Source organism: Bradyrhizobium sp. LeoA1Lang (genome assembly GCF_055413685.1).
On sequence record NZ_JBVAPG010000037.1, the window covers coordinates 39,148 to 58,737 of the forward strand.

The following is a 19,590-nucleotide window of genomic DNA, read 5'->3' on the forward strand; positions in this document are numbered from 1 at the left end:
TTCAATCAGAACCGAAGCTCTAATTCGACGCCGAGCTGAGCGTGGATCGGAAGCGCAGCAGCGACAGCATCAGGAACAGCGACGCGATGCCGGCGACGGCGAGGAATTGCGGCCACACCACATCGAGGCCGGCGCCGCGATAGAGGATCGCCTGGGCGAAGGAGACGAAGTGCGTCGAGGGCGATGCCTGCATCACGGTCGCGAGCCAGGGCGGCATGCTCTCCAGCGGCGTGGCGCCGCCGGACAGGACGTTCATGGGAACGGCGACCAGCATGTAGAGCAGGCCGAGCTGCGGCATCGACCGCGCAACCGTGCCGAGAAACAGCCCTATCGCGGTCGCGAAGAAGAGATAGAGGATCGCTCCAAACATGAAGAGCGGGATCGAGCCGGCGATCGGTATCTTCAGCAGCAAGCGGACCACCAGATAAAGCGATAGCCCGACCGCGACCGCAATGACGAACCCGTTGGCCCAGATCTTCGACATCGCGATCTCGAACGGGCTCAGCGGCATCACCAGGAGATGATCCATCGTGCCGTGCTCGCGCTCACGCACCAGCGCGGCGCCGGCGAGGATGATCGCGAGCATGGTGACGCTCGAGATGATGCCCATGACACTGGAGAACCAGGCCGTCGTCACGTTGGGATTGAACGCGATCCTGACCGCCAGGTTGACCGGCGAGTCCGGCACGCGTTCCACCTGCGACACGAACTGGGCGATCTCGGTATTGATGATCTGTTGTGCGTAGCCCGACCCCAGGCCGGCCTGGATCATTGCGGTGGCATCGACATTGATCTGTAGTCCGGGCTGGCGCCCCGCCAAAACGTCGCGCTGGAAGTTCGGGGGAATATCGATGACAAAGGTGTATTTTCCGGTATTCATCAGGTGCTCGATATCGGCCTGCGCAATCGCCACCGGCTCCTTGAAATAGGGCATCAGGAACGCATGCGTGATCCGGCGGGATAATTCCGAGTGATCTTCATCGACCACCCCGATCGAGGCATGGAACACCTCCTGCGAATTGCTTTGCGCTTGGCTGATCACGGCAAGCGAGAACGAATAGACCACGAACCCGAGCAGCACCCAGTCGCTGAAGAAGCTTCGCAGCTCCTTGGTACCGAGCCAGAAGATGTTGGAGAGGGAGCGCATCGTTTCATCGCTCCTGCTTGGGGAGCAGCAGCATGCTGACCGACGTCAGCACAGGGACGAAGACGAGGAGCATGAGGATGCTCGAGCCGAGATCGGCAAGGCCCAGCCCCTTGGTGAAGGCGCCGACGCTGATCGGGCGGTAATAGCTCATCGGGAAGCACAGGCCGATAAGCTGCGCCGAGCCTGACAGCGAAGAGACAGGCGTCATCATGCCCGAAAACTGCTGGGCCGGCAGGATGGTGAGGATCGCGGTGCCGAACAGCGCGGCGATCTGGGTCGTGCAGAAAGTCGAGATCAGCATGCCGTAGCCGGTCGTCGTGAAGACGTAGATGATCGTGCCGGCAAGCAGGGCCACGAAGCTGCCCTTCAGCGGTACGTTGAAAATGAAGACCGCCATCGCGAACATGATGATGAAATTGATCAGCGCGACGGCGACATAAGGAAGCTGCTTGCCGACGAGGAATTCCAGCCGCGTCACCGGGGTGACGTAGAGGTTGGTGATTGAGCCAAGCTCCTTCTCGCGAACGACTGCGAGCGCCATCAGGATGGCCGGAAACAGTGCGAGCATCATTGCTAGTGTCGACGGCACCATGGCGTAGATGCTGTCAAAATCCTGATTGTACTTGAACCGGACTTCGATATTGGCGGGCAGAGGCGTTGCCGCCTGCGTCGTGTTCAGCACGGGATCGCTCAGATAGAGCTGGTGCATGCCCTGCAGGTAACCCCGAATGGTCGAGGCGCGGAACGGCATGGCGCCGTCGATCCATGCGGACACGTAGGCCGGCCGCCCGCGCTTGATGTCGAGGCCGAAGTTCGGCGGAATCTCGATGCTGACACTGATGTCCCCGTTCTTCAGCCGGCGATCGAGATCGGCATAGTCGGTCAGCGGAGGCTTTTCGAGGAAATAGGGCGATCCTCTCAGCTCCGACAGATAGGCGCGGCTTTCGGGCGTCTGGTCGCGATCGAGGACGGCAAAGCTGAGATTGTTGACGTCGGCCGAAATGCCGAAGCCGAACACGATCATCAGGAGCGCGGTGCCGAACAGGGCGAACATCAGCCGGATACGATCGCGCATCAGCTCAAGGCCCTCGCGGATCGTATAGGCGAACAGCCGCCGAAAGCTGAAAAAGGAACGTCGGTTCTCGCGGCCGACCGTCTTGTCCGGCGCGGCGGTTATCGCTTGCGGCTGGTCGAGAGTCACGGTCGAGGCCGCGCCCGGCTTTTCCTGCTCGAGGAAGCTGATGAACGCATCCTCCAGGCTCTTGGCGTTTCTCGCCTTGACCAATCCGGCCGGCGTTTCGGTGGCAAGCACGCGCCCTTCGTGCATCAGCGACAGCCGATCGCAGCGCGCCGCCTCGTTCATGAAATGCGTCGAGACGAAAATCGTCATCCCTTGATTGCGCGACAGGTCGATCAGAAGCTGCCAGAACTGGTCGCGCGCCAGCGGGTCGACGCCGGAGGTGGGCTCGTCCAGGATCAGAAGGTCGGGTTTGTGGACGACGGCAACCGCAAGCGACAGCCGCTGCCTGATCCCGAGCGGCAGCGAAGAGGCGAGATCATCGAGATAGTCGGCGAGATCGCATTTCTCGATCAGCTCCGCGATGCGCGCCTCGGCGAACGCCGGAGGAAGGTGAAACAGGCGCGCGTGCAGGACGAGGTTCTGGCGAACCGTGAGTTCCCCGTAGAGCGAAAAGGATTGCGACATGTAACCGACACGGCGGCGCGCTTCGAGATCGCCGGCGCGCAGCACCTCGCCGAAGATCAGCGCCTCGCCCTCGGACGGCGACAGCAGTCCGGTGAGCATCTTCATCGTCGTCGTCTTGCCCGATCCGTTCGAGCCAACGAAGCCGAAGATCTCGCCGCGGCGGATCGTGAAATTCACGCGGTCGACGGCGGTGAAGTCGCCGAACCGGCAGGTCAGGTCCTTGGCAACAATGACGGGCTCGGCGTGACCGTTGAGCGGCGGACCGATCGGCTTTTCGTTGCCGGCACGCTGTCGCTGCGGGAGCAGGGCGACGAAGGCGTCTTCGATCGATTCGGTGCCGGTTTGTTGTTTGAGATCGGCGGGCGAGCCGGTCGCGAGAATCTTGCCCTCGTTCATGGCCATCAGCCAATCGAACCGCTCGGCCTCTTCCATATAGGCGGTGGCGACCAGCACGCTCATTTTCGTCGTGCGACCCCTGATACGGTCGATGAGATCCCAGAACTGGCGGCGCGACAGCGGATCGACGCCGGTCGTGGGCTCGTCGAGGATCAGGAGATCTGGGTCATGGATCAGCGAGCAGCAGAGCCCGAGCTTTTGCCGCATTCCACCCGACAACTTGCTGGCCGGCCGGTCGGCGAACGGCGCAAGCCCTGTGCTTTCCAGCAGTTCATTGATGCGCCACTCGCGCTCCTTGCGCGATTGCTCGAACAGCCGGGCGAAGAACTCGACATTCTCCTTAACGCTGAGGTCGGGATAGAGATTCTTGCCGAGCCCTTGCGGCATGTAGGCGATACGCGGACAGATCAGGGCGCGCTCGGCGGCCTTGGAGATGTCGGTGCCGAGCACGGCAACCGCGCCCTCCTGGATCTTCCGCGCGCCTGCGAGGATTGCGAGCAGGGAGGATTTGCCGACGCCGTCCGGCCCGATCAGGCCGACCAGGCGTCCGGCGGGAATGTCGGCCGATATGCTGTCGAGCGCCGTCACCGAACCGTAGCGATGGGACAGGGCGCGAACGATTGCGACCGGATCGTCGCCGCCGTTCATGGAGCACCCTGCAGCGTCGCCGGCCATGCAATCGCAGGATCCCAGCGGACATAGGCGACACCGGGAAGGCCACTTCTGACAGCGTCCGCACGCGCAAGCAGGCGTTCCGGGTCGATGCGGACCCGGATACGGAACATCAGCTTGTCGCGCTCAGTCTTGGTCTCCACCGTCTTCGGCGTGAACTGCGCCTGGCTCGCGACGAACGAGACCTTCGCCGGGATCGGATGATCGGGGTAGGCGTCGAGAACGATGCGTGCGTCAGCGCCGACCTTCACCTTGCCGGCTTCCGTCGTCGGCAAATAGAGGTCCATGTAGACGTAGGTCAGATCCAGCATCGTGAAGACCTTGCCGCCGGCCGCAAGGACTTCGCCGATATTGGTAAGGCGGTACTGGATCCGGCCCGCCTTCGGCGCCACCAGCGTGTTGTCAGCGATCTGCACTCTGTAGAGGCCGGCATCGTGCTGAGCGGCTTCGAGCGCATGCTGCGTTTCGAGCACCCTGGCTTGCGCCGCGGCAAGCGCGCCATTGGCGGCGTCGAGCTGCTGCTTGCGCTGGTCCATCAATTCCTTGGTCGCCCAGCCGTTCTTGTGGAGGTATTCCGTCCGCTGGTTTTCCTGCTCGGCCAGCGTCTTCTGCGCCTGCTGCTGGGTAAGCACGGCCTGAGCCTCTTCAATGGCGCGCTGCGCCTGCCGGCCCTGTGCCACCGATTTCGAAAGCGACTGCTCGAGATCGCGCGTATCCATCCGCGCCACGACCTGTCCGGGCGCAACCATGTCGCCGATATCGGCCAACAGCTCGTACACGCGCCCGGCATACTTCGTGCTGATGTCGATTTCATCAGCTTCGATGCGGCCATTGCCGACGCTGATGCCGACGGGCAGCGGCGGATGCGCCTGCTTCCAGATGTAATAGCCGCCGCCACCCGCGCCGAGCGCAACGAGGAGGAGCGCCGCCGTGATCCGCAAACCGCGCCGTTTGCCGTTTCGATGGACCGGCACGGGCAGATGCGAGGCGGGCGCAGGCGAGGGCGAATGAGGCACATCGCCGGATTGCGCGCCTCCTTTGATCTCTTCGATTTGATCTTGCATCGGTCAGTGCGTTGGTCAGTGCCTTGGGTTGCAGAGCTTGTCCGCAATCTTGCACCGCCGCATCCGCGGGCTGTTGACGTAACGCAAATTCTGTCGCCGACCGTCTCGCGAGCCAGGTTCCCGAGCGACCGGCGCATCGATGCGCGCGGCAAAGTTGATTTCGCTCAACCCGCGTCACCGCGGATGCCTCATGCTCTGCCTAGCTGCGCACGGCGCGCTCTTGATCACCGAGGACAGTCTATGGCCGACAAGAAGAACATGGTTGCCACCGAACCCGGAACAGGCACCCAAGAGAGCCTCCAGAGCAAAGACCAGCAGGCAAAGGAGGAGGGCAGGATCCTCGATTCGCTGGAAGACGACGAAGTTCGAGAAGCGCTGGATCTCCTCCATGCACGCGACGATGGAATGTCTGCCTCCGAAGGTTGAGGTGGAGACGGCTGCGGGTGACGTCGGTTAGAGCCGGTACAACGCGACGCACTTGATCCACGTCAACGGCTGTTGTCTTGTCGCGCGTTACGTGTTCTCATCACTTCGCTGGAGAGTTTTTTCGTGCCGCTGAGAACGATAGCCGTCTTCTTCGATCCGTCGCCTGCCGGCGAGGCGCGCGCCGACTATGCCGTCGAGCTCGCATTCCGTCATCGCGCGCATCTGGTCGGAATCTTCGTGGTACCGTTCGGCTGGGATGGCAATCCGTCCGAATCCTTCGTGCGAGGGCAGGCCGCGGTTCGCGAACTCATTCAACGCCATACGACGAGCGAACTGGCGGCGACGAAGGCCGCGAGCCAAAGCTTCGCGACCGTCTCCACCCGCGAGGACATCAGTTGTGAGTTTCGTTGCATCCCTCCCGGTGAAGCCAATGAGGCGTCTGCGCTGAACGCGCTTCATTCCGATCTCGTGATCGTCGGCAGTCCGCGGTCAGGCGGCCTGCCGCAAGAGTGGTCGGCGGAATCCCTGCTGCTTGCCACCGGTGTGCCCATTCTCCTGTTGCCCGAGGATTGGAGTGGGACCGCGGCCGAGCACATCGTGGTCGCCTGGAACGCCAGCCGTGAGGCGCGCCGTGCCATCAAGGATGCTCTTCCGCTGCTTGCAGCCGCGCAGTCGGTGACTGTCCTCCTGGTGGATTCGCACAAGAATGCCCGGCATGGCGAAGAGCCCGGTGCCGATGTGGGGCTGTATCTGTCTCGCCATGGCGTAAAGGTGACCGTCGAGCGGATATCGTCGAATGGCGCTTCAGTCGCCGACGCCATCCTTGGTTTTGCCGGGCGCCATAGCGGCGATCTGATCGTGGTCGGTGCTTACAGCCACACGCGAGCAAGCCAAATGATCTTCGGCGGCGTGACCCGAGCCTTGCTGCGGGACGCGACCGTTCCATTGTTGATCGCGCATTGAGAGACCCGGGGGCGCTACCGCTGAAAATCGCTCATGCGGCTCTTCAGCCAGGCGAGAAAGCTGCGAGCCTTTTTCGGCAGGGCACGGTTCTTCGGCCAGACCGCATAGTGCGCCAACGGGCGTTCGAGCGGTTGTTCGAAAAGCGTCACGAGCGAGCCGTCGCGCAATTCGTTGCGCAGGAGGTGAAGCTGCCCCATCGCCACGCCGACCCCTTCGGTCGCGGCCTGATAGGTCAGCACGGAGCTTGGAAACGAAATCCCTGAGTCATTCAACAGATCGAGACGATCGCAGGCCATCAGCCAGTCCGCCCAATCTGTCCGCCGATAATGCGAATGCAGCATCGGCACCCGCTTCAGATCGTCGATCGAATGCAGGTTTGCCTTGCGCCGCAGGGTGGGGCTGCAAACCGGTTGGAGAAGGTCGCGGAACAGCAGCTCGCTTTCAACGCCCGGCCATTTGCCGCCGCCGAACTGGATTGCGAGATCGACCTTCTCCTTCTCGAAATCGACCGGCGCCACTGCATTGCTGATGCTGAGCCTGATGCTGGGATAGGCGGCATAGAATGAAGGCAAACGCTCGATCAGCCATTTTGCCGCAAAAGTCGTGTAGACCCGCAGTCGCAACGGCTCCGATTTGCCGCTTGCGACCAGCCGCTGCGTGACTGTTTCGATAACACGAAATGCAGGCGAAATCTGACGCTGCAGCTCCTCGCCCTCCGGCGTCAGGCGGATGCCGAGCTTGTCGCGCTCAAACAGCCGAAAGCCGAAAAAATTCTCCAGCGTCTGGATCTGGCGGCTCACGGCAGGTTGCGACACGCGCAAATCTTCGGCCGCCCGCGTGAAGCTTTGCAGGCGGGCCGTCACTTCAAACACGTGCAACGGATTGAGCGGCGGGAGCATTGGACGACCATAACAAAATGTCATGACCATATAATCTATGTTCAGTTGCCGGGCAATGCTTTGGCTGGAAAACAGGCGTCGGTATCGTTCTTCATGGCCCGTTGCAGATGGATTTCAATCTCTCAGAAGAGCAGCAGATGTTTGCGGACTCGGTGCGCCGTTTCGCCGAGGACAACCTTGCTGACGGCGCGATCGCCCGGGCGCATGACCCGCGGTTTCCGTTCGATGTGGCGCGCCTGCTGGCCGATCAGGGGCTGCTCGGCATCGCCTTTGATTCCGCGGACGGCGGTCAGGGTGGAACGCTCTTGGATTCCGTGATCGCGATCGAGCAGATTGCCTCGGTCTGTCCCCGTAGCGCCGATGTGGTGCAGGCCGGCAATTTCGGGCCGATCCGCACCTTCGTGGAATATGCCAGCGCCGAGCAGAAAGCCCGCTATCTGCCCGACCTGCTCGGAGGCCGGGCCGTCATCAGCCTCGGCATGAGCGAGCCGGATGCAGGTTCCGCCGCGACCGAGATGAAGACTGCCGCAAAGGCCGACGGCGATCACTATGTGATCGACGGGAGCAAGGTGTTCGGAACCCACAGCCCGGATGCCAACCTGTTCCTGGTCTACCTGCGCTTCGGGCCTGGCGTCGGAGGCATCGGCTCCGTGCTGGTGGAGCGTGGGACTCCGGGTTTCACAGTCGGCAAGGCGTCCTCGTTCATGAGCGGAGAAGAGTGGAGCCCGCTGTATTTCGAGAACTGCCGGATTCACAAGAGCAACGTTCTGCTCGGCCCCGGCGGCTTCAAGAAACAGATATCGGGCTTCAACGTTGAACGGCTGGGCAATTCGTCGCGCTCGCTCGCGCTGGGCCGCTATGCCTTCAATCTGGCGCGCGAGCACGCCCTGGTGCGCCGCCAGTTTGGGCGGCTGCTGTGCGAATTCCAGGGGTTGCAGTGGAAGTTCGCGGACATGGCGACCAAGCTCGATTCCGCGCAATTGCTGCTTTACCGCGCTGCCAGCATCAAGGAAGGTTTGCCCTCGGCGTACCACACCGCGATGGCGAAGCTGGCCTGCAATCAGGCCGGTTTCGATGCCGCGAACGAAGCGGTGCAGATCATGGGCGGTCTCGGCTACAGCACCGAGGGGCTGGCGGAGTACTGCATGCGGCGCACGCGCGGCTGGATGATCGCCGGCGGCTCGATCGAGATTCTCAAGAACCGGATTGCCGAGGACGTTTTCGAGCGGCGTTTCGATCAGCGCGTTCGGGCGGCCGAGTAGGGCGATGGCGGACACCGGCTTCGTTCAACCGCTGCTGGCGCCCAGAAGCATCGCGCTGGTCGGCGCCTCCGACGACAGCACCAAGACGTCGTCGCGGCCGCTGCGCTATCTGAGGCAGGCGGGATACGAAGGCACGATCTATCCTATCAATCCTCGTCGCGCGCAAATCGCGGGCGAGCGAGCATGGCCGTCATTGTCGGCGCTGCCCGCCGTCCCGGACCATGCCTTCATCCTGACGCCGACCGAGCAGGCCCTGGAGGCGGTCGAGGAATGCGCGCGCCTGGGTGTGCCCGTGGCGACGATCCTGGCGACAGGATTCTCCGAGGACCGCAACGCGGGACCTGCGCGGGTCGCGCGCCTCAAATCGCTGTGCAGGGACTCGCGGCTGCGCATCCTGGGGCCATCGAGCCTTGGCGCCATCAACCTGCACCACCGCACGATCCTTACCGCCAACGCCGCGTTTGCGGAGCCGGATCTTCCGGTTGGCGGCACCTTCGTCGCCTCCCACAGCGGCAGCATGCTTGGCGGATTGATATCGCGCGGCAAGACGCGCGGCGTAGGCTTTGCGGGCCTGGTGTCGGTTGGCAACGAAATCGACCTCAGTCTGGGCGAGATATGCGCGGCGACACTCGATGACCCGGATATCACGAGCTACATGCTGTTCCTCGAAAGCCTGCGGCACGCCGACGATCTCAGGGCGTTCGCGCTCGGCGCGGCGGCGCGCGGCAAGCCGATCGCGGCCTACAAGCTCGGGCGTTCGCCGGTGGCGGCGGAATTGGCGCTGTCGCATACCGGCGCGCTCGCCGGCGAGGATGACGTCGCCGATGCTTTCCTGGCCGATTGCGGCATCGCCCGGGTCGTGAATTTTGAAACCCTGCTCGAGGTGCTGCCGTTGCTCGATCGCATTCCGCTCGGCGCGACCACGGGTCGAAGCCCTCGGGTCGGCATCCTCACCACGACCGGTGGCGGCGCGGCAATGGTGGTGGATAGTCTGGCGGGCAGGGGAATTGAGGTCGTCACACCTTCGAAAGAGACCTTCGCCTCCATTGGCGCTGCCGGAGTGGCCGTGCAGCATGAGCGGATCGTCGATCTGACGCTTGCCGGAACGCGCTACGACGTCATGAAGGCCTCGCTTGAGGCGATGCTGGCGGCGCCTGAATTCGACATGGTTGTCGCGGTGACGGGATCTTCGGCACGGTTTCAGCCCGAGCTCGCGGTAAGGCCCGTGATCGACAGTGCCGCATCCGGAAAGCCGCTTGCTGCATTCCTGGTGCCCGATGCGCCGGACGCGCTGCGTCTGCTTGCGGAAGCCGATGTGCCGAACTTCCGGACTCCGGAAGCCTGCGCCGACGCGATCGCGGCGGCCTACAAGAGGCGCACACCGCGCGCGGCGCCCCCGGCGGCTCAGCTCTCGTCCGACACGCGACAGCTCGACGAGCTCGAAGCCTATGCGCTGCTGGCAGGCCTTGGAATCGACCATGCGCCGAGTGTGTCGCTTCCGGCCGACGGATCGAAGCTGGATCTGCCGTTCCCCTATCCCGTCGCGGTCAAGGCGCTCTCCGCTGCGATCGCACACAAGACGAATGTCGGCGGCGTCGTTCTCAACGTGACGAACGCGGAAGAACTCAAGGCCGCGATCCTGCGCATCGCCGCCTCTGTCGCCGCGAATTGCCCCGGGATTGCGCTGCGGCATGTTCTCGTCCAGCCCATGACCTCCGGTCTCGGCGAGGTCTTGCTTGGGTATCGGCGTGACCCGGACGCTGGGCCGATCGTGCTGCTCGCAGCCGGCGGCATTTACACGGAGATCTATCGCGATCGAAGCATTCGCCTTGCTCCGGTCGACCTCGCAGGCGCGCGCGAGATGATCGAGGAGCTGAGCATCTCCCGCATCTTCCAGGGCTTTCGCAACCGGCCCGTCGGTGATCTGGAGGCGCTGGCCCGCGCTATTGTCGCATTCTCAAAACTTGCCGAATATAGCGAGCGTGGCGTGATCGACGCAGAAATCAATCCTTTCATCGTCCGTCCGAAAGGAGAGGGCGTCCTGGCGATCGACGCGCTGGTGCAGCTCGCACAATAGGGAGATCGTGATGATTGAGCAATTGAAGGAGCGTGTAAACGCCGACGCCGGCCTGGTTCGCCGCGGCCGTTTCCTCTCGACCAACTTCCTGCTCGAGGTCGGCTCGACGCAGTGGCTGATAAACATCGTGGAAGGACAGGTTTCGTCGGTGACGCAAGGACCTTTCGTGATGCCCTCATGGTCGTTCGCACTGCGCGCCCCGCAGGAGGAGTGGGCGAGGTTCTGGCAGGCCGACCCGCAGCCCGGTTCGCATGATCTGATGGCGCTGATCAAGCGCCGCGTCCTGAAGGCCGAGGGGAACCTCCAGGTCTTCATGGCGAACCTTCGTTACTTCAAGGAAAGCCTCGCGAAGCTGCGGGCGGGAGTTGCAGCATGAGCGCGAGCTTTGAGCCGATCGTCGGCCGCTACATGAATCTTCAACTGCTGGGCCGGCCGCACCGCCTTTACGTCGAGGAGGCCGGGCAGGGCGCGCCGCTATTGTGCCTGCACACGGCCGGTTCGGACGGCCGGCAATATCGGGCGCTGATGAATCACAAGGACATCATCGCCCGTCATCGGGTGATCGCGTTCGATATGCCCTGGCACGGGAAGTCGTCACCGCCCGCTGGCTGGCACGATGAGGAATATCAGCTCACCTCGCAGCAATACACCACCATGATCCTCGAGATCATGCAGGCGCTCGAGCTGGACAAGCCCATCGTGATGGGATGCTCGATCGGCGGACGCATCGTGCTGCATCTTGTGCTGGAGCACCCCGAACGCTTCCGCGCGATTATCGGCCTGCAGGCCGGCGCTCATGTCGATCCCTACTATGATCTCAACTTCCTGCATCGGCCCGACGTGCACGGCGGCGAAGTTTGCGCGGCGATCGTCTCCGGCCTGGTCGGACCGAAGGCGCCGGTCAAGGAACGCTGGGAAACGCTGTGGCACTACATGCAGGGCGGGCCGGGCGTCTTCAAGGGCGATCTGCATTTCTACAAGATCGACGGCGACATCCGCGAGCGCGTCGCGCAGATCGACACGTCGCGTTGTCCGTTGTTCCTGCTTTCCGGCGAGTACGACTATTCGTGCACGCCCGAGGAAACAATGGCTGTCGCCGCAAGTGTGAAGGGTGCCCAAGCCACCATCATGAAAGGCCTCGGCCATTTTCCGATGAGTGAGGACCCTCAGGCTTTCATTGGTTACCTGCTGCCCGTGCTGGAGGAGATCAGCCGGACAGCCGGCAAGGGGTAATTTGTCAGTTTCAATTAAAGGGGAGGACAAGAGCAAAATGAATCTTCGTTCCATCGTGCTGGCCGTGTCGGCCGCTCTGGCGGCCACGCCGGCTGCGGCCGAGATTTCGGGCGGCGTCGTGAAAATCGGCGTGCTCACGGACATGTCGGGTCCATACGCCGACAATGTCGGCGCAGGTGCAGTGCTTGCGGCGAAAATGGCGGTTGAGGATTTCGGCGGCAAGGTTGCCGGCGTCGCGATCGAGGTCGTGTCTGCCGATCACCAGAACAAGGCGGACATCGGGCTTGGCATCGCACGGCGCTGGTACGACACCGAGGGTGTCGACACCATCACCGAGGTCGTGTCCTCGGCGGTCGCCCTCGCTGTTCAGCAGCTGTCGCGCGACAAGAACAAGGTCCTGCTGGCTACCGGCCCCGGAACGCCCGACCTCACGGGCAAGGCCTGCTCACCGGTCGGCGTCCATTGGGCGTACGACAACTATGCACTTGCCAATGTCGCGACCGCACCGCTGGTGCATAGGGGTCTGAAGAGCTGGTACTTCCTGACCGCGGACTACAGTTTCGGACACGCTTTGGAAGCGGAGGCGGCCAAGGTGGTCACCGCGAATGGGGGCCAGGTGCTCGGGTCGGCCCGAGCGCCGCTCAACACGTCCGACTTCTCCTCATACCTGCTGCAGGCGCAGGCATCGAAGGCTCAGGTGGTCGGCCTCGCCAATGCGGGGGCAGATATGATGAACTCGCTCAAGCAGGCCAACGAGTTCGGTCTGACTGATGGCGGCCAGAATATCGCGGCCTTGCTCGTGAACCTTCCCGACATTCACGCTCTCGGTCTCAACAGCGCCAAAGGCCTGATGTTTGCCGACAGCTTCTATTGGGATCTCAACGACAAGACCCGCGCATGGAGCAAGCGCTTCATGGAGCGTTTCAACGGCAAGGCGCCCGGCAGCCTTCAGGCGGCCGTCTACGGCGCCGTGACGCATTATCTCAAGGCGGTGGAAGCGACCAAAAGCGATGAAGGAACGGTCGTCGCACAGCAGATGCGCAAGACGCCGATCAATGATTTTTACACGGTGAACGCCAGCATCCGCGAGGACGGCCGTGTGTTGCGCGACATGTACCTGCTGCAGGTGAAGCAGCCTTCGGAATCGAAATATCCGTGGGACTACTACAAGGTGCTCGCCACCGTTTCGGGTGACAAGGCGTTTCGTTCCTTGAAGGACGGCAACTGCCCGCTGCTCACCGAGAAATGAGATCGAGCGTTCGCATGGCAATGGACTATCCTGAACTGAGGCTGTTCATCGGCGGCCGATGGATCGGCCTTGACGGCCGAAGGGGCGAGCCGGTCTACAATCCGGCGACCGGAAATGTCCTGGCCGAGCTTCCGCATGCGACCGAGGCTGATCTTGACGAAGCCCTGGCTTCCGCGGCCGCGGGTTTCGACCGGTGGCGGCGCACGTCTCCGGTCGAGCGGGCGCGGGTGCTGCAGCAGACATCCGCCCTGATGCTCGCGCGGCGGGACCAGATCGCGACGCTGATCACGTTGGAACTGGGCAAACCGATCGCCGAAGCAAAGGCCGAGGTCGAGCAGGCCGCGGGACTCTTCAACTGGAATGCAGAGGAGGGGCGACGCGCCTACGGGCGGGTCATTCCGCCACGAACGCAAGGGGCCATGCAGTTCGCTCTGCGCGAGCCGCTAGGTCCCATTGCCGCGTTCGCTTCCTGGAATGCGCCGGCAATCACGCCGTCGCGAAAGATCAGCGGCGCGCTCGCCGCCGGTTGCTCCGTCATCATCAAGGCGTCGGAAGAAACGCCGGCGACCGCACTTGCCATTGCCGCATTGCTGCAGGAGAGCGGTCTGCCGGACGGGGTGCTGAACGTCGTGTTCGGCAATCCCGCGGAGATATCGGCGAAGCTGATCGGCTCGCCGATCATTCGCGGCATAACCTTCACGGGCTCGACCTCGGTCGGCAAGCAGCTCGCATCGCTGGCGGTGCAGGGCATGAAGCGAATGACTCTGGAACTCGGCGGTCACGCGCCCGTGATGATCTTCGAAGACGTCGATCCGGAGGCGGTGGCACTTTCTGCGGTGACGGCGAAATACCGCAATGCGGGGCAGGTGTGTACTTCTCCGACACGGTTCTACGTGCATCGCTCGATCCACGATCGCTTTGTCGCGCGTTTCGCCGAGCTCGCAAGAGCCATCAAGGTCGGAAACGGCCTCGATCCGGCGACGAGGATGGGCCCGCTGGCCAATGCCCGCCGGTTGGAGGCGATGGACCGTTTCCTGGATGATGCCCGCTCGCGACAGATCGCGGTTCCGGTCGGCGGCGAGCGGATCGGAGGTGAGGGCTGCTTCTACAGCCCGACCTTGATCGCGAATGTCGATGAGGACTGCCTGGTTTCGAACGTGGAGCCGTTCGGCCCGATCGCCGCAACAACCGCGTTCGACTCGGCCGAAGATGCCATCCGTCTCTGCAACCGGCTCCCGTTCGGCCTTGCGTCCTACGTGATGACCAACGACATGCGCAATGCCGGCGCCATGATCGACGGCATCGAAGCCGGCAACGTCATCGTGAACCACTGGCAGGCATCGCTGCCGGAGACGCCGTTCGGAGGCTACAAGGACAGCGGCGTCGGTTCAGAAGGCGGGGTCGAAGGACTGCAGGCCTTTCAGAACATCAAATATGTGAGTGAGCATAGGCCGTCATAACGGCGCGGTTCAGGTCGAGCGCAACAGGTCCGCGACAGCCCGGCGGGCGATCGCGTTTTCCTCCGGCAGGCCGATCGAAATGCGCACCCAGGTGTCGAGCGGCGGATAGCTGCGACCGATGTCGATGCCTTGTGCTGCGAGCGCGGACGCAACGGCTTGTTGCGGCCGGCCGGAGTCGAAGAACACGAAATTGCCCTGCGATTCCGTGAAGCGAACCTTTCGTTGCCGGAACAGCTCGTGCCAGGCATCGCGCTCGGCCGCGACCTTGGCGCGAACCGACGGCACATAGTCTGTATCTTTCAGACTGGCGTCTGCCGCGACGAGGCTGAGCCGATTGAGCCCGAAAAAGGCGCCGATGCCGAGCAGCTTCACCGATTTGGCCAGTTCGGCGGGCGCCAGCGTGTAGCCGATGGCAAGGCTGGCAAGCCCGTAGATTTTCGCGAATGTCCTGAAGACGGCGACCTGATCGCCGTCGCGGACGAGGCTGGCCACGGTTCGCTTCTCGAAATCCGGCGTGAATTCGAGATAGGCCTCATCGACGATCACGAGCGTGCGCTTGGAGAGATCGTGCACGAAGTCGATGAACTGCGCCGCCTCGCTCACCGTGCCGCTCGGATTGTGCGGATTGACGAGATAGACCGCGCGCGTCCGTCCATTGACCTTGCCGGCGATGGCCGGGAGGTCGTTCTCAAGCCGGTCGTTGAGGGGAACGCCGACCACAATGCCGCCGGCGGGCGAGACGGCATCGACCAGTGCAGTATAGCCGGGCTCGGAATAGATGAACTCGCCGCCCACACCGCCGCGGGCCGACAGATACAGGCCGAGCACGTCGAGGATCTCGCCGAGTACGATCTGCTCGGCAGCAACATTCTCGCGCGCGGCAATTGTCTGCGTCAGCTCGGTGAGTTCGTCGCTGGTATAGCGGCTGAGACCGGTGAGGTGGGCCTTGATCGCCTCCAACGCCCGGGGCGAGGGACCGAACGGATTTTCATTCAAGGAGAGGCGAATTCGATCTTGTTTCGATGCATCGGCCATGGCTGGATACAAAAGACTGCTGGTTGCGGCCGCACTGATCAGCAGCCAATCGCGTCGAGAAAGCTCCGTCAGGGTGCTGCTCCTTGCGGTCGGTAGCGGTCGCAAGAGTTGCGCCGGTCACGACCAACTATAAGCGACCAACGGGACGATCGAGAACAGGCCAGACTGCACCGTCGCGCGATTGTTACGCGCGGTGAAGAGAAGCAGGCGGCTTACGTTGTCTACAGTCTTGATCTCGGATACAATTCTGGCCGATTGCACGCCTGCTCTCCACGCGACACTCTCATTGTCGTGACCGACAACGAAAGGATTCTCGGATCGAACGAAAATCGACACACATCGGCGAATACAAACGCTGAGTTTATTTTTCTCCGGCGCAAACTGCTGCGAACATTTCGACCTTGAGCACACGCTAAAGGAGGCAAGAATGAAGACAGTGATTGCGTTATTGTCGACGATTTTCCTGCTGGCCGTACCTGCGACGGCGCATTCCAAATCCGTTTTTGTTGCGAAAGTTCCTAGTGTTTGGCGCACGCCCAACGGCGCAGCGTTCCTGGAATTCCGTTCCAACCCTGATCTAAATCGCGCGTGGGTGTCAGCGACCCTATGCGATAAATACGTCACTGGAGATTGGGCAGCGTCCCAGTGCAAACCATACAACAGTTACAAAATTAGAGTTGCTGGCCTCGTCTACGATCGTTCATTAGGTGCAATCCGCCTTGGCAAACATGTGTGCGCATGGGTGGAAGATGGACTTGTGCGGCCGATCTTTCGGCAGACGGGCCAGTGCAAACTCAACATAGGCTCGGTTCGTCAAGACTACAGTGATGGGTTTGAAACGTACTGGCGACCGATGGATGTGATCACCATCCAGCTAAATGATGGACCCGGCAGATAGATCGAGCGATGCGCCTTGATCAAAAGGCGCATTCTCAGCGACGCCGTGCGAGCCAATCAAACCTCAGACCAGAGCTCCGCCGAGTTGCCTCATGGGCTCGGTCGCTCCGACTGGCATCGCCCACATGGTCGCTTAAAGGCCAAGAAGCCCGTCAGCCGCTTCGGTCTGACCGACAACCTGTTGAGGTTCCACAATATTTATTTCTTGCGACAACGGCATCGCGAACTGAAGCATCTTTTACGTAGCCTATCGCCTCGGGGGTCGTCGTCTCCATCCGGAAGGTGAAAGACGAATTCACAGTAGAACGGGTTACTTGCGTCCGCGTAGTGCACGGGAGGATCAGGCGTTAGCTTTCTGTAGGTGGCGCGAATCTCGACCTTCGGGTCTTCAAGACCTTCTCTGTATAATATGCTTGCTGGTCTAAATCTCTTCCCTTCGGTGATGGCGTGCGCGGTTTTTAACTCTTCATTTTTCCGGCAAGTGAATGTGACATCTACTCCCCGCAACGGTCTTCCAGTGCAATCAAACGCAAAAACCAAGATGAAAGTAGGTTCGGACCGCTTAGGCCGCGGCATAGGCTCGGCTCAGCACGTCAATGTGTAGTCGTTGCATTGAAGCGATCCCGGGCATGTTTGGCGGCGTGGCGGAGGTCCATCGCAAACCAGCACAACGTTTTGTTGCGCGAACGAATGTGTAATGTGTCCGATGCCGAACGGTCGTCCTCCCGACTGTGCTGGACCGATCACCTGAACATGCAAGCCGCCGTCCGAAGGGACCCCTTTCGCCTGTGCGCTTGAGGGCGGATAGCGTAATGTCTGCGGATGGCCCTCAATCTGCTGATAGCCTTCCGTCTCAAGCGTCGTAATGAAATCGAAGGTAGTTCCGGGCGGGGAAACGATTGTCGATGCAAATCCTCCAGCTTGCGCTACGAGAACCACAGGACCTTGTCCAGAAGGGGACACAGTTAACTTCGCTTTAGCCACGCCAAGCAGGGGTAAAACAACCAACGTTACGACAAACATCTCTATCTCCGGATTGACTATTTGTTTCGAGCCCGTGGCCGTTTGGCTTTCGGGCGCACCTTAGGCACGTGCCACTTTTCGAGAAGTTCTAGAGCCTTGCCGAACTCCTCCTGAGGCAAAGCTTCAGCGTCCGATCCGCTGAGGCTACGGTGCCATTTCCGAAGTGCGTCGCAAAGCGATCCGCTCGCACTCCATCGTCGCTTATCTCTCGTCACCCCCATAGCGAAGAGGCGAAAGTCCCCACTCACATCCCACGATTCAATTTCGTCGCACCACATAGACCCGTCTCTTCCGATGGGCGGAAGAGCGACCGCGCAAAGCTGCCCAGCAAGAGGCTTGTTACCATCCATATCGGCTAACGTTTGATCGTCGCTGAAGAACACGACCTGTCCAGTGTCTTCAGGAGCGCCACGCACGCCAAATACCACTTCCACGGATTTTCCGTTCGGCAATCCGCCCGGCATTGCTGCCAAGATCTCGGGTTCTGGCAGCAGGATCTCAGAGGAACTGTCTGCATCTGGCCGCACATGAAGACGAACACTTGCCCGACCGCTCGTGAGTAGCTCGACTTGGTGGCGCGCTACCTCGGATGCTTCGCGGACCGTTCCGCCCAAAAGTATCCGTCCGTAGAAAGCGAGGGCACCGTGAATTGAGTAGTCGCTTGCAACGGGTGCGGTCGTCCCGATGGCGAAAGGGATGGGGCCGTCTGGCCTGATCCCGACAAGTTCTCGCGCCACCGCGTCTGAGTCACATGCATTTAAGTAGATTAGCCGAGGTTTACGGCGCGGTAATAGAAAGGCAGCAATCTGCTCAGGACTAGCAAGCACTGTGCCGCCACGGCCGGTCAAGGCCTGCAGCGCGTGTCCCTCGCCATGTGCGGTAATATGCAGGATATCGAATTCGCGCCGGGTCAGTTCACCTGGCAGTTCTTCTGCTCTTATTGAAGCGATAGACGTAAACTGTGCTGGCGAAGCCGAGAACAAGTGCTCAAGCTTCGCAATCTCGTCGTCTACCGAAAGCGTTGTTGCGCCTTCGCCCCGAGTGGCGACATACAAAACCCTCATTTTCGACCGCTTGCCTCTGCGCGGGTCGCCTCCTTAATCTGCTCGTCCCAAATCTCGCAGAGGACATCGGTGGTGGGTACAACAATAATTCTGACGAGCAGTGCGGCAACAACGGCCGCAGCGGCAGCTCCCATACCAAAAGCTGCGACTAGGCCACCCGCGATTATCGCGACTGCTCCGACGTTGCGCGAAACCAACGCGGCTTTAATGCGGTTTCGCAGTTCCTTATCTTCGTCATCTGGCGAGCAGATGAATCGGTGCAGCGCGTCTGCCTGCCGGAGGAAAATTCTCTTCCCTACTTCAAACACGGAGGGCCCCTTTGGGAGGGTCGCCGGATCGAATTCCGTTCTAAATCTGTCGCCTGGCGTTCCGAAGGCCTCTTGTGGATCGGAGGCCCGGGCTGCCAACAGCGCGAAAAGCTCCTGGTTAGTTGGTACCTTTGTCAGTTCGGCAACGGAGCTCGCCTCCTTGGCCCAGGACTCTGCATATCTTTCAAGGAGGCGATCCGCAGTCACCTTGTCTTGGTCCGTCATGATGTGCTCCCTCTCCCGCGATCGGAGTTTTGGTCAAAATAAGGCATCTAGCCATACAACTACAAATTTAGGAGGAACGCCAGAAAATCGTTTAGCGATCTCGGTCCGTTGGCTTCGCTGTGCATGCGGCAAGCCCCTGATTGCATCGAAGATGCGTGCAGTCTTTAAGGACAATCCAGTTCGAAAACCCTATAGCCAGGAAGTATCCAGGTGACGCAGCCCGGTTACGGCAATCAAGAGACAGGATAGCCGCATCGCCCATGGCTTAAACAGACTCACATTGACCCACAGACTTCGAGGCCCATAGCTCTATATCGAATTCGCATGATGCGGCAGAATCGTCCCGATGCACGCCGCACGGTGCCGTCGCGAACTTGGTTGGAATTTGTCCGTCGCGAGTCTCCGGTGAACGGATGATATCTGCTCAGGCGGCAAGATCAACCGGCTGAGCAATGGGCTTGCTGGCGAGGGTCTGCCAGCCGTCG

The 19,590-nt window shown here is 61.5% G+C and carries 16 protein-coding genes; 9 read left to right on the forward strand and 7 right to left on the reverse strand.

Translation table 11 applies throughout. The annotated features are described in order from the left end of the window. Nucleotides 1–19 precede the first annotated feature (19 nt). The 3 genes from ACZYOF_RS15200 to ACZYOF_RS15210 are packed head-to-tail and all read right to left on the reverse strand — an operon-like array spanning nucleotide 20 to nucleotide 4,984. Nucleotides 20–1,147 carry an ABC transporter permease gene (locus tag ACZYOF_RS15200; protein WP_130578450.1) on the reverse strand — a complete coding sequence of 376 codons (1,128 nt, stop codon included), beginning with the start codon at nucleotides 1,145–1,147 and terminating at the stop codon, nucleotides 20–22. A 4-nt stretch (nucleotides 1,148–1,151) separates the two neighbouring features. Further along, on the reverse strand, nucleotides 1,152–3,896 hold the full coding sequence (rbbA, locus tag ACZYOF_RS15205; protein ID WP_463716259.1) for a ribosome-associated ATPase/putative transporter RbbA: 2,745 nt from the start codon (nucleotides 3,894–3,896) through the stop codon (nucleotides 1,152–1,154). Beyond that, nucleotides 3,893–4,984, reverse strand: coding sequence for an HlyD family secretion protein (locus ACZYOF_RS15210; protein WP_463716260.1), 1,092 nt, complete (start codon nucleotides 4,982–4,984; stop codon nucleotides 3,893–3,895). The genes rbbA and ACZYOF_RS15210 overlap by 4 nt, the downstream gene beginning before the upstream one ends. Nucleotides 4,985–5,224: 240 nt before the next feature. On the opposite strand from ACZYOF_RS15210, the gene ACZYOF_RS15215 reads away from it, so the two are divergent. Beyond that, complete coding sequence (locus ACZYOF_RS15215; protein ID WP_130578452.1) at nucleotides 5,225–5,410, forward strand: hypothetical protein; 186 nt, start codon at nucleotides 5,225–5,227, stop codon at nucleotides 5,408–5,410. Nucleotides 5,411–5,533: 123 nt separating this feature from the next. Continuing rightward, nucleotides 5,534–6,373 (forward strand): universal stress protein, encoded by an 840-nt coding sequence (locus tag ACZYOF_RS15220; RefSeq protein WP_130578453.1) that lies wholly within the window; start codon nucleotides 5,534–5,536, stop codon nucleotides 6,371–6,373. A 14-nt stretch (nucleotides 6,374–6,387) separates the two neighbouring features. On the opposite strand, the gene ACZYOF_RS15225 is transcribed toward ACZYOF_RS15220, so the two are convergent. Next, a complete protein-coding gene (locus ACZYOF_RS15225; RefSeq protein WP_130578454.1) occupies nucleotides 6,388–7,302 on the reverse strand; it encodes a LysR substrate-binding domain-containing protein in 915 nt (304 codons plus the stop codon). Nucleotides 7,303–7,379: 77 nt separating this feature from the next. On the opposite strand from ACZYOF_RS15225, the gene ACZYOF_RS15230 reads away from it, so the two are divergent. The 6 genes from ACZYOF_RS15230 to ACZYOF_RS15255 are packed head-to-tail and all read left to right on the forward strand — an operon-like array spanning nucleotide 7,380 to nucleotide 14,553. Beyond that, complete coding sequence (locus ACZYOF_RS15230) at nucleotides 7,380–8,534, forward strand: acyl-CoA dehydrogenase family protein (RefSeq protein ID WP_130578455.1); 1,155 nt, start codon at nucleotides 7,380–7,382, stop codon at nucleotides 8,532–8,534. Nucleotides 8,535–8,538: 4 nt separating this feature from the next. Beyond that, nucleotides 8,539–10,611: an acetate--CoA ligase family protein gene (locus ACZYOF_RS15235; protein ID WP_463716261.1), complete on the forward strand. Its 2,073-nt coding sequence runs from the start codon at nucleotides 8,539–8,541 to the stop codon at nucleotides 10,609–10,611. Nucleotides 10,612–10,621: 10 nt separating this feature from the next. Then, on the forward strand, nucleotides 10,622–10,987 hold the full coding sequence (locus ACZYOF_RS15240) for a hypothetical protein (RefSeq protein WP_130578457.1): 366 nt from the start codon (nucleotides 10,622–10,624) through the stop codon (nucleotides 10,985–10,987). After that, nucleotides 10,984–11,844, forward strand: coding sequence for an alpha/beta fold hydrolase (locus tag ACZYOF_RS15245; protein ID WP_130578458.1), 861 nt, complete (start codon nucleotides 10,984–10,986; stop codon nucleotides 11,842–11,844). Before ACZYOF_RS15240 ends, ACZYOF_RS15245 begins: the two co-directional genes overlap by 4 nt. A 37-nt stretch (nucleotides 11,845–11,881) precedes the next feature. Beyond that, the gene (locus tag ACZYOF_RS15250) at nucleotides 11,882–13,093 is read left to right on the forward strand and encodes an ABC transporter substrate-binding protein (RefSeq protein ID WP_130578459.1); all 1,212 of its coding nucleotides are present in this window, start codon (nucleotides 11,882–11,884) and stop codon (nucleotides 13,091–13,093) included. A gap of 14 nt (nucleotides 13,094–13,107) precedes the next feature. Continuing rightward, nucleotides 13,108–14,553: an NAD-dependent succinate-semialdehyde dehydrogenase gene (locus tag ACZYOF_RS15255; protein ID WP_463716262.1), complete on the forward strand. Its 1,446-nt coding sequence runs from the start codon at nucleotides 13,108–13,110 to the stop codon at nucleotides 14,551–14,553. Between the two features lie 9 nt (nucleotides 14,554–14,562). Here the strand turns inward: ACZYOF_RS15255 and ACZYOF_RS15260 are convergent, their stop codons facing one another. After that, entirely contained in the window at nucleotides 14,563–15,588 is a 1,026-nt protein-coding gene (locus tag ACZYOF_RS15260) for a pyridoxal phosphate-dependent aminotransferase (protein ID WP_463716263.1), read from the reverse strand. Nucleotides 15,589–16,015: 427 nt separating this feature from the next. On the opposite strand from ACZYOF_RS15260, the gene ACZYOF_RS15265 reads away from it, so the two are divergent. Continuing rightward, nucleotides 16,016–16,486, forward strand: coding sequence for a hypothetical protein (locus tag ACZYOF_RS15265; RefSeq protein WP_463716264.1), 471 nt, complete (start codon nucleotides 16,016–16,018; stop codon nucleotides 16,484–16,486). 1,039 nt (nucleotides 16,487–17,525) lie between these two features. Here the strand turns inward: ACZYOF_RS15265 and ACZYOF_RS15270 are convergent. Next, nucleotides 17,526–18,572 (reverse strand): CHAT domain-containing protein, encoded by a 1,047-nt coding sequence (locus ACZYOF_RS15270; RefSeq protein WP_463716265.1) that lies wholly within the window; start codon nucleotides 18,570–18,572, stop codon nucleotides 17,526–17,528. Continuing rightward, nucleotides 18,569–19,105: a hypothetical protein gene (locus tag ACZYOF_RS15275; protein WP_463716266.1), complete on the reverse strand. Its 537-nt coding sequence runs from the start codon at nucleotides 19,103–19,105 to the stop codon at nucleotides 18,569–18,571. The genes ACZYOF_RS15270 and ACZYOF_RS15275 overlap by 4 nt, the downstream gene beginning before the upstream one ends. Nucleotides 19,106–19,590: the final 485 nt, after the last annotated feature.

Bases quoted from the DNA above. Each gene is read 5' to 3' on its own strand.
- ACZYOF_RS15260 (WP_463716263.1), bottom strand. From the start codon at position 15,588: ATGGCCGATGCATCGAAACAAGATCGAATTCGCCTCTCCTTGAATGAA.
- ACZYOF_RS15230 (WP_130578455.1), top strand. From the start codon at position 7,380: ATGGATTTCAATCTCTCAGAAGAGCAGCAGATGTTTGCGGACTCGGTG.
- ACZYOF_RS15270 (WP_463716265.1), bottom strand. From the start codon at position 18,572: ATGAGGGTTTTGTATGTCGCCACTCGGGGCGAAGGCGCAACAACGCTT.
- ACZYOF_RS15265 (WP_463716264.1), top strand. From the start codon at position 16,016: ATGAAGACAGTGATTGCGTTATTGTCGACGATTTTCCTGCTGGCCGTA.
- ACZYOF_RS15200 (WP_130578450.1), bottom strand. From the start codon at position 1,147: ATGCGCTCCCTCTCCAACATCTTCTGGCTCGGTACCAAGGAGCTGCGA.
- ACZYOF_RS15210 (WP_463716260.1), bottom strand. From the start codon at position 4,984: ATGCAAGATCAAATCGAAGAGATCAAAGGAGGCGCGCAATCCGGCGAT.
- ACZYOF_RS15225 (WP_130578454.1), bottom strand. From the start codon at position 7,302: ATGGTCATGACATTTTGTTATGGTCGTCCAATGCTCCCGCCGCTCAAT.
- rbbA (WP_463716259.1), bottom strand. From the start codon at position 3,896: ATGAACGGCGGCGACGATCCGGTCGCAATCGTTCGCGCCCTGTCCCAT.
- ACZYOF_RS15250 (WP_130578459.1), top strand. From the start codon at position 11,882: ATGAATCTTCGTTCCATCGTGCTGGCCGTGTCGGCCGCTCTGGCGGCC.
- ACZYOF_RS15245 (WP_130578458.1), top strand. From the start codon at position 10,984: ATGAGCGCGAGCTTTGAGCCGATCGTCGGCCGCTACATGAATCTTCAA.
- ACZYOF_RS15215 (WP_130578452.1), top strand. From the start codon at position 5,225: ATGGCCGACAAGAAGAACATGGTTGCCACCGAACCCGGAACAGGCACC.
- ACZYOF_RS15235 (WP_463716261.1), top strand. From the start codon at position 8,539: ATGGCGGACACCGGCTTCGTTCAACCGCTGCTGGCGCCCAGAAGCATC.
- ACZYOF_RS15275 (WP_463716266.1), bottom strand. From the start codon at position 19,105: ATGACGGACCAAGACAAGGTGACTGCGGATCGCCTCCTTGAAAGATAT.
- ACZYOF_RS15255 (WP_463716262.1), top strand. From the start codon at position 13,108: ATGGCAATGGACTATCCTGAACTGAGGCTGTTCATCGGCGGCCGATGG.
- ACZYOF_RS15240 (WP_130578457.1), top strand. From the start codon at position 10,622: ATGATTGAGCAATTGAAGGAGCGTGTAAACGCCGACGCCGGCCTGGTT.